Genomic DNA, 8,794 nt, shown 5'->3' on the forward strand with positions numbered 1-8,794 from the left:
GTCCGATCTGCGCTCGATGGGACCGTGTTGGTCTCGACACGCCTCCGCCTAGCGGCTCCGGCGGCTCGACCAGCGGTGGGGCGGGCGGCTCCGGCGGCTCGACCAGCGGTGGGGCGGGCGGCGCCGGCGGGTCGACGAGCGGTCACCCGGCCCGCTCGGAGCGCTCCTCGGCGAGGAGCGCCGAGGCGCGGCGTACGACCAGCTCGACGACGTCGGGGTGGGGGCCGATGACGTCGGCGACGACCTCGGCGCCGGCGGCCTCGGACCGGGCTCGGACCAGGTCGGAGAAGAAACCCGGGGCGAGCAGGTAGGGCGAGACGGCGTCGCCGGGGCGTACGACCTGGTCGATCGGCGGGGCGCCGGAGCCGGACACGGTGGCGACGCTGACCGGACCGCCCCAGGCCTTCGCCAGCAGCACTCCGGCGTCGGCGATGTCGGCGCGGGCGGAGGGGTCCTTGGAGCCGGCGGCGACCAGGACCACAGGCCGACCAGGCGAAACACCAGCCGCGACCAGCCGGGAGACCTGCGCCGAGGCGAGCAGCGGATCCGGTCCGAGCGCGCGGCCCATCGCCACCGGCAGCCCTTCGGCGGCCCGCGGCAGGTCGACCTTGATGTGGTAGCCGCTCGAGAGCAGCAGCGGGACCACCACCGACGGCTGGCCGTCGGCCAAGACATCGGTCAGCAGCGGCTCGCAGAGCTCGACGTACGCAGCCTTCGACTCCACTGCGAGCACGCGACCGGCGCGCTTGGCGATGATCGAGGCGACCGCGTTGCCGAGCAGCTGCCGGGTCCCATGAGCGACGACGACGAGCCTCATGAGGCCACCGCCAGGCGGTAGCCGCGCTTCACGACGGTCTGGATCGTCTTGGTGCCCAGCGCCGAACGGAGCCGGGCGACCGCCATCTCGACCGCGTGCTCGGAGCCGGCGGTGCCGGAGGGGAGCATCGCGAGCAGCGCCTGCCGGGAGACGACGTTGCCGGGGTTGGCGACGAGTGCGCCCAGGACGGCGGCCGGAGCCGGGGAGAGCTTCACCTCGGCGCCGTCGAGGATGACCGCGTCATCGTGGAGCAGCAGCTGGTGACCGCCTGCGACCTCGATGAGGAGGCCCTCGCGCCGCAGCGGCAGCTCGGCCTCGAGCATCTTGACCATGGCCGCGGTGCGGGAGCGGTCGGGCACCATCGTCGGCACGCCCCACATCTCGAAGGCGGCGGCGGTCACCGGACCGACGCAGGCCGCGACCACGTCGGCCTGGAACGCCGCCACGACCTCGTCGCGCAGGCCGACCGACCCGGCGGCCTGCATGAACGCGGCCACGGCGGGGGCGGAGGTGAAGGTGACCGCGTCCAGCTCGCCGTCGGCCAACGTCTCGACCAGCCGGAACATGGGTTCGGGGTCCGCCGCCGACTCGACGCGGTAAACCACCACGTTGATGACCTCGGCGCCCTGCCGGGTCAGCGCGTGCGCGACCATCGACAGCGACTGCCCGTGCTCCTGCACCACGATCCTCTTGCCGGTCAGGTCGCGGCCGCGCAGGTGCTCCAGGACGTCGTCGAACTCCTCCGACTCCGGCGCCCACAGCTCCCGCAGACCTCGGCGCCGAAGGGCTCCGACCGACTTCGGTCCACGTGCCAGGATCTCGGCGCCGCCGAGCGTCTCCAGGAGCCGGTCGAGCAGTCCCCACTCCTCCGCGGCGTCGAACCAGGCGCGGGTCCCGATACCGGTCGTGGCCAGGAACATGTCGATCCTCTGGCCGATGATCTGCTCGGTCACCGCACGCAGCGCACCGGCGTCGACCCGGTTGGGGTCGACGGAGAGCGCGGGCGCCCACACCACGTGTGCTCCCCGCCTCTCGAACAGGTTGATCTGCTCCTCGGCCTTCCGCGCCGCGGTCACGCCGACACGGAAGCCGCTCAGCGCGCCACTGTCCACGTCGGCATCGTAGGTCCCCTGCACCGCGTACGTCATCGCCGGGCGCCGACCCGGATCTCACCGTCGACGACATCGACCTCGTAGGTCGCGACCGACACCGACGGATCGTCGAGGCACTGACCGCTCTCGAGCGAGAACGGCTGTTTGAGCAGTGGCGAGGCGACGAACGGCACATCGCCGCGCGTTCCGACGATCCCGCGGGCGAGCACGGAGGCGTGGCCGTAGGGGTCGTAGTTGGACAGCGCGAAGACCCGGTCGTCGAGGGTACGGAAGACGGCCACCGCCTCGCCCCGGACCAGGGCAGCGACGCCGGTCTCGGGTTCGATGTCGTCGAGACGACAGACGGAGATGTACGTGACGGTCTGGGTGTCGGTCATCGCGACTCCTCCAGGCTCTGCTCGTTGAAAGCGTGCATGCCGACGGGGATCGAGGCGCCGAGCGAGACCGGCTCCGTGCCGCCGACCTCGGGGACGATCTGGCCGCGCGTGGCCCCGAAGGAGATGTTGGGGTCCGGGATCTCGGGGGCGTTGACGAAGGAGACGAACCGCTTCAGCTTCTCCGGGTCCTCGATCGTCGCCTTCCACTCGTCGAAGTAGCCGTCGACGTGCGTGGCCATCGCGGCCTCCAGCTCGGTCCCCAGGCCGAGGACGTCGTCGACGACGACCTCGCGGACCCGGTCCAGACCGCCGTCGAGGGAGTCGATCCAGGTCGAGGTGCGCTGGAGGCGGTCGGCGGTGCGTACGTAGTACATGAGGAAGCGGTCGAGGTAGCGGACGAGCTCCTCGGTCGACAGGTCGCCGGCGAGCAGCTGCGCGTGGGCCGGGATGGCGCCACCGTTGCCCCCGACGTACAGGTTCCAGCCCTTCTCGGTGGCGATGACACCGAAGTCCTTGCCGCGGGCCTCCGCGCACTCGCGGGCGCACCCGGAGACGCCACCCTTGAGCTTGTGCGGCGAGCGCAGCCCGCGGTAGCGGGTCTCCAGCATGATCGCGAGGCCGACGGAGTCCTGGACGCCGTAGCGGCACCAGGTCGAGCCGACGCAGGACTTCACGGTTCTGAGCGACTTCCCATACGCGTGGCCGGACTCGAACCCGGCGTCGACCAGGCGCTTCCAGATCGCGGGCAGGTCCTCCATCCGGGCGCCGAACATGTCGATGCGCTGGCCCCCGGTGATCTTCGTGTAGAGATCGAAGTCGCGGGCGACCTCACCGATCACGATCAGCTTCTCCGGCGTGATCTCACCGCCAGGGATGCGCGGGACGACGGAGTAGGAGCCGTTCTTCTGGAGGTTGGCCAGGTAGGCGTCGTTGGTGTCCTGGAGCTTGCGGTTCTCCTTGGCCAGGACGTGGCCGTTGAGCTGACTGGCCAGGATCGACGCGACGGCGGGCTTGCAGAGGTCGCAGCCGCGGCCGGTGCCGTGGGCCTCGATGATCTGGTCGAACGTCTTGTAGCCATGGATCAGGACCACGTCGAAGAGCTCGGCACGGGTCATCGTGAAGTGCTCGCAGAGGGACATGTCGACCGTGCGACCCTGGGCGGTGAAGTAGTCCTCGACGATCTTCTTCACCTGCACCTTGCAGGACCCGCAGGTGCTTCCCGCCTTGGTGGTCTTCGTGACCTCCGCCGCGCTCTCGCAGCCGTTGTCGACGGCCGCCTCGATGTCACCGCGGGTGACGTTGTTGCACGAGCAGACCTGCGCCTCCGGCGGAAGCTGGATGCCTCCCCCACCGCCCGTGGACTGGGGGAGGATCAGCTCCTCCGGGTTCTCCGGAAGCGTCATGCCCGAAGCGACCATCGGGCGGAGCAGGCCGTACGCACTCGCGTCGCCGACCAGCACACCGCCGAGCAGTCGGGTGCCGTCCTCGCTGATCACGAGCTTCTTGTAGACACCGGCGACGGCGTCGGAGTAGGTGAGCTCGAGGCAGTCGTCGGTGGTGCCGTGCGCGTCGCCGAAGCTCGCGACGTCGACGCCGAGCAGCTTGAGCTTCGTCGACATGTCGGCGCCGGTGAAGGTGCCGGCGCCACCGAGCAGGGCGTCGGCGACGACCTCGGCCATGTCATAGCCGGGGGCCACCAGGCCGTACATCTTCCCGCCGGGCGCGGCGCACTCGCCGACCGCCCACACGTGCGGGTCGGAGGACCGGCACTGCTCGTCGACCAGCACGCCACCGCGCTCGGCCAGGTCCAGGCCGGCGGCGCGGGCGAGCGCGTCGCGGGGACGGATGCCGGCCGAGAAGACGATCATGTCGACCGGCAACGGCTCCTCGACGTCCTTGAACTTCAGCGCGCTGACCTTGCCGTCGCGTACGCCGGTCTCGTCCTCGTCCACCACCGACGGGAGGGCCGACTCGGTCATCACGCCGGTGTGGACGGTGAGCCCGAGGTCGGTGATGTGCCGACCGAGCACGCGGCCGCCGGCCTCGTCGATCTGCACGGACATGAGCCGCGGGTTCATCTCGACGACGTGGGTCTTGACGCCGAGCTGGTGCAGCGCGTTGGCGGCCTCGAGCCCGAGGAGACCACCGCCGATCACCGCACCTGCGCGAGCGGTCTGGGCGGCCTCGCGGATCGCCTCGAGGTCCTCGATCGTGCGATAGACGAAGACGTTCCCGAGCTCCGAACCCGGCACCGGCGGCACGAACGGCGCCGCTCCGGTGGCGAGCACCAGCTCGTCGTACGCCATCTCCTCGCCGTCGGCGAGCATCACGGTCTGGGCGGCGGGGTCGATCTCGACGACGCTCGTGCCGATGCGCAGCGTGACCCGCGGGTCCTCGTAGACCCCGGAGGGCAGAAAAGAGAGTGCCTCGGCGCCGACCTCGAAGAAGCTGGTGAGGGCGACCCGGTCGTACGCCGGGCGCGGCTCCTCGCCGAAGACCACGATGTCGTGGGTCTCGGTGAGACCGCGCTCGATCGCGGCGGTCACGAAGCGGTGACCGACCATGCCGTGGCCGACGACGACGACCTTCTTGCGGAGGTGAGGGCTCATGACGGGATTCCTTCCACTGAGCGCTTTCTGGGGCTTGAGGCGAGAAGCAGACGTACGGTCGGCGCGCAGCCGCCGCATCCGGTGGTGGCACGGGTGGTATCGCGTACGTCCTCGAGGGACCGACACGCCCGGATCCGGCCGGCGCTGACACCGGCGCAGGCGCACACCTCGGCGTCGTCGGGGAGTTCCGGGCGAGGGCTGCTGGAGGGCTCGGGCAGCAGCAGCTGCCCGGCCTCGTGCTCGCCGAGCACCGTCTGCCGGTCGAAGGCCTGGGTGATCAGGCCGACCCGGCTCAGGTCGCCGACGAGGGCGCCGGCGACGATGCGGCCGTCGCGTACGACGAGCTTGCGGTGGGTGCCCTTGATCGGGTTGGCGATCTCGACGACCTCGCCTGCCTCGTCCTCCGGGGAGCCGAGGACGCAGACGTCGAGGTCGGTGGCGCGCAGGCGGGCGACGACGCGGTGTCCCTCATACGTCGCGGAACCGCCGGCGAGGACGTCGGCGAGGACGCCGGCCTGCTCCCAGGCGGGGCTGACAAAGCCGGTGGTGGTCGCGTTGTGCTCGGCGCAGTCGCCGATCGCGTAGACATCCGGGTCGTCGACGCTGCGCAGCCGGTCGTCGACGACGATGCCGCGGTTGACGGTGAGCTCGGCGCGACAGGCGAGGTTGGCGCGCGGCCGGCCGCCGGCGGTGAGCACCACCAGATCGGTCTCGAGGGTGTAGCCGTTGTCGAGCTGGAGGCCCCCGTCGGTCAGCCGGGTCGCCCGGGCGCCGAGGTAGACCTGGGTGCCGAGCTTCGCCATCGACCGCTTGAGCACCTTGCCGGCCGAGGCGTCGACCTGGCTGCTGAGCAGGTGATCACGGCCCTCGACGATCTCGGTCTCGATGCCGCGTACGGCCAGGGCCCGGGCGACCTGGACGCCTAGCAGACCGCCGCCGACGATCACCGCGCTGCGCGGGTGGTCGTGCAGCCCCTGTCGATCGAGAGCAGTGAGCAGCCGGGCGCAGTCGTCGAGGCTGCGGAACGCCTGCACCCGCGGGTCCAGCGAGCCGTCCATCCGCACCACGCCACGGATCGGCGGCAGGCTCGGGATGGCGCCGGTGGCGAGGACGACCTGGTCGTAGGGGACGGTCGTCCGGTCGGCCAGCTCGACCGTCTTGGTGTCCCGGTGGATGTCCACGACGAGGCTGTCGAGGCGGAGGTCGACTCCCCTGTCGGCGTACCACTGCTTCTCGCGCAGCGTCAGCGCCCCGGGACGGTGGGTGCCCTCGAGCACCGCGGAGAGCAGGATCCGGTTGTACGGCGCGTGCTGCTCCTCCGCGAGCACGGTCGTCCGCGGGCCGAGTCCGCGTGCGACCAGTCCCTCGACGAGCCGAGCCGCGGCCATGCCTCCGCCGATGATGACGACCCTCCCGCCGCTGGTCGAGCCGGATTCGCGAGGAACGAGCGAATCCGTGTCGAGACCAACACGGTCGGCTCTCGCGCTCGTCGGGACTGTGTTGGTCTCGACACGCTCGCTAGCGCTCACGGCTCGACCGACGGCCTGCTCGGTCATGCGCTCACCGCCGCGGCGCAGACCTTGAACTCCGGCATCCGGCTGGAGGGGTCGAGGGCGTCGTTGGTGAGCTTGTTGGCGCCGACCCAGTGGAACGGTACGAAGACCGTGTCGGGCCGGATCGTGGTCACGATCCGCGCAGGCGCCTTCATCTCACCGCGCGGGGTGCGGACGACGACCGGGTCGCCGTCGTGGGCGCCGACGCGGTCGGCCAGCAGCGGGTGGAGCTCGACGAAGGCGCCGTCGTCGGGAAGGTCCTTGATCCGCCGGGTCTGGGCACCGGACTGGTACTGCGCGAGCACCCGGCCGGTGGTCAGATGAAGCGGGTAATCGGCATTCGGCTGCTCCGCCGCACCGCGGTGGGCGACATCGACGAAGCGCGCCCGGCCGTCGGCGTGGAAGAAGGAGTCGGCGAAGAGGCGCGGGGTGCCCTCGGTGCCTTCCGGGCAGGGCCAGAAGACGCCGTCCTCCTCGCGGATGCGGTCGTAGGTGATGCCGCTGTAGTCGGCCTTGCCGCCCTTCGAGGCGGCTCGGAGCTCGGTGAAGATCTCCTCGGGGTCGGTCGACCAGGTCGAAGTGGCACCGAGGCGAGTGGCGAGGCCGGTGATGATGTCGAGATCGTTCCTGACCCCGTCGGGGGCGCTGATCGCCTGGTTGCGCAGGATGACCCGGCCCTCGAGGTTGGTCATGGTGCCGGTCTCCTCGGCCCACTGGGTCACCGGCAGGACCACGTCGGCCAGGGCCGCGGTCTCGCTCATCACCATGTCGGCGACGACGAGCAGGTCGAGGTCGGCCAAGCGCTCGGCGACGTGGGTCGCGTTGGGGGCGGAGACGACGATGTTGGAGCCGAAGACGAGCAGGCTCTTGGGGCCTTCGGGGGTGCCGAGCGCGTCGAGGAGCTCGTAGGCGGAGCGGCCCTTGCCGGGGAGAGTCTCGGGGTCGACACCCCAGACCGCGGCGACGTGCGCCCGGGCGGCGGGGTCGTCGATCATCCGGTAGCCGGGAAGCTGATCGGCCTTCTGACCGTGCTCGCGGCCGCCCTGGCCGTTGCCCTGGCCCGTGAGGCAGCCGTAGCCGGCGTACGTCTTACCGGGCATGCCCAGTGCGAGGGCGACGTTGAGCCAGGCCAGGACGGTGGCGGTGCCCTGGGCGTGCTGCTCGGCGCCGCGCGCGGTCAGGACCATCACCTTCTCCGCGTTCGCTAGGAGGGAGGCGAGCTCACGCAGCTGTGCGGCCTCGACCCCGCTGACCCGCTCGACCATCTCCGGCCACCAGGCGGCCACGGAGCGGCGTACGTCCTCGAAGCCCGTGGTCCGCTCGGAGACGTAGTCCTCGTCGACCGCGCCGGCCGCGTCGAGCAGGTGCAGGACACCGAGCGCGAGCGGCAGGTCGGTGCCGGGGACCGGCTGGAGGAAGAGGTCGGCGCGCTCGCCGGTCGGGGTCAGCCGCGGGTCGATGACGACGACCTTGCCGCCGTTCTCGCGGAGCCGGTCGAGGTGGCGGGCCGCCGGCGGCATCGTCTCGGCCAGGTTGGAGCCGACGAGCACGCAGACGTCGGTCTTCTCGATGTCGGCCAGCGGGAACGGCAGCCCGCGGTCGACGCCGAAGGCCTGGTTGCCGGCCGAGGCGGCGGACGACATGCACCAGCGGCCGTTGTAGTCGATCTGGGAGGTGCCGAGGGCGACCCGGGCGAACTTCCCGAGCTGGTACGCCTTCTCGTTGGTCAGCCCGCCGCCACCGAAGACGGCGTTGGCGTCGGCCCCGTGCTCGCCCCGCAGGGCCTCGAGCCGCGAGGCGACCAGATCGAGCGCGTCCTCCCACTCGACCGCGCTCCACTCCCCCGTCGCCCGGTCCCGCACCATCGGCGTCGTCAGCCGTTCGCGGCTGCCGCGCAGCCCGGCCGCCGTCCACCCCTTGCGACACAACGCACCCTCGTTCACCGGGCTGTGCCGATTCCTCTGGGATCTCTCACTGACCTCCAGCCGGGGCCCTTTGCGTGAAAGGGTCATCCCGCACTGCAAGCTGCAGTAAGGACAGTGGGTGTCGGTCACGCGTACTCACACCGTTTCGGGTCGGGGACTGGCGACCTCTACATTCCGGTGTCAACGTTTCGCCCCGACCGGCCCCCCGTACCCCTTCCGTCAACTTCCGCTCACCGCCTCACAATCCCGCCGAGTCCGCACTTCTGGGAGCCGAGTCGGTAGTTGTGGGCGACGAAAGTCGAGGTTCGCCACCGTGACGACTCCATGGATCATGTCCGACGCGCAGAGGTGCAAGTGATGAGCTTCCGTACGCCCGCCCAGAACGCCGCCCGGGGCCTGAT

General features: G+C 71.0%; 6 protein-coding genes. All 6 read right to left on the reverse strand.

The genetic code is table 11. From position 1 onward, the window contains the following. Positions 1-142 precede the first annotated feature (142 nt). The 6 genes from ABZ796_RS27350 to ABZ796_RS27375 are packed head-to-tail and all read right to left on the reverse strand — an operon-like array spanning position 143 to position 8,522. On the reverse strand, positions 143-817 hold the full coding sequence (locus ABZ796_RS27350) for a CbiX/SirB N-terminal domain-containing protein (RefSeq protein ID WP_357341303.1): 675 nt from the start codon (positions 815-817) through the stop codon (positions 143-145). Next, on the reverse strand, positions 814-1,929 hold the full coding sequence (locus ABZ796_RS27355; RefSeq protein ID WP_357341305.1) for a uroporphyrinogen-III synthase: 1,116 nt from the start codon (positions 1,927-1,929) through the stop codon (positions 814-816). Before ABZ796_RS27355 ends, ABZ796_RS27350 begins: the two co-directional genes overlap by 4 nt. A gap of 32 nt (positions 1,930-1,961) precedes the next feature. Further along, a complete protein-coding gene (gene nirD / locus ABZ796_RS27360; RefSeq protein ID WP_357341306.1) occupies positions 1,962-2,306 on the reverse strand; it encodes a nitrite reductase small subunit NirD in 345 nt (114 codons plus the stop codon). Beyond that, on the reverse strand, positions 2,303-4,915 hold the full coding sequence (gene nirB, locus ABZ796_RS27365) for a nitrite reductase large subunit NirB (protein WP_357341307.1): 2,613 nt from the start codon (positions 4,913-4,915) through the stop codon (positions 2,303-2,305). The genes nirD and nirB overlap by 4 nt, the downstream gene beginning before the upstream one ends. Then, on the reverse strand, positions 4,912-6,471 hold the full coding sequence (locus ABZ796_RS27370) for an FAD-dependent oxidoreductase (RefSeq protein ID WP_357341309.1): 1,560 nt from the start codon (positions 6,469-6,471) through the stop codon (positions 4,912-4,914). The genes nirB and ABZ796_RS27370 overlap by 4 nt, the downstream gene beginning before the upstream one ends. Continuing rightward, positions 6,468-8,522, reverse strand: a complete 2,055-nt coding sequence (locus ABZ796_RS27375) for a molybdopterin oxidoreductase family protein (protein WP_357341310.1) — start codon at positions 8,520-8,522, stop codon at positions 6,468-6,470. Before ABZ796_RS27375 ends, ABZ796_RS27370 begins: the two co-directional genes overlap by 4 nt. Positions 8,523-8,794: the final 272 nt, after the last annotated feature.

The organism is Nocardioides sp. NPDC047086 (genome assembly GCF_040643685.1).
Taxonomy (GTDB): Bacteria; Actinomycetota; Actinomycetes; order Propionibacteriales; family Nocardioidaceae; genus Nocardioides.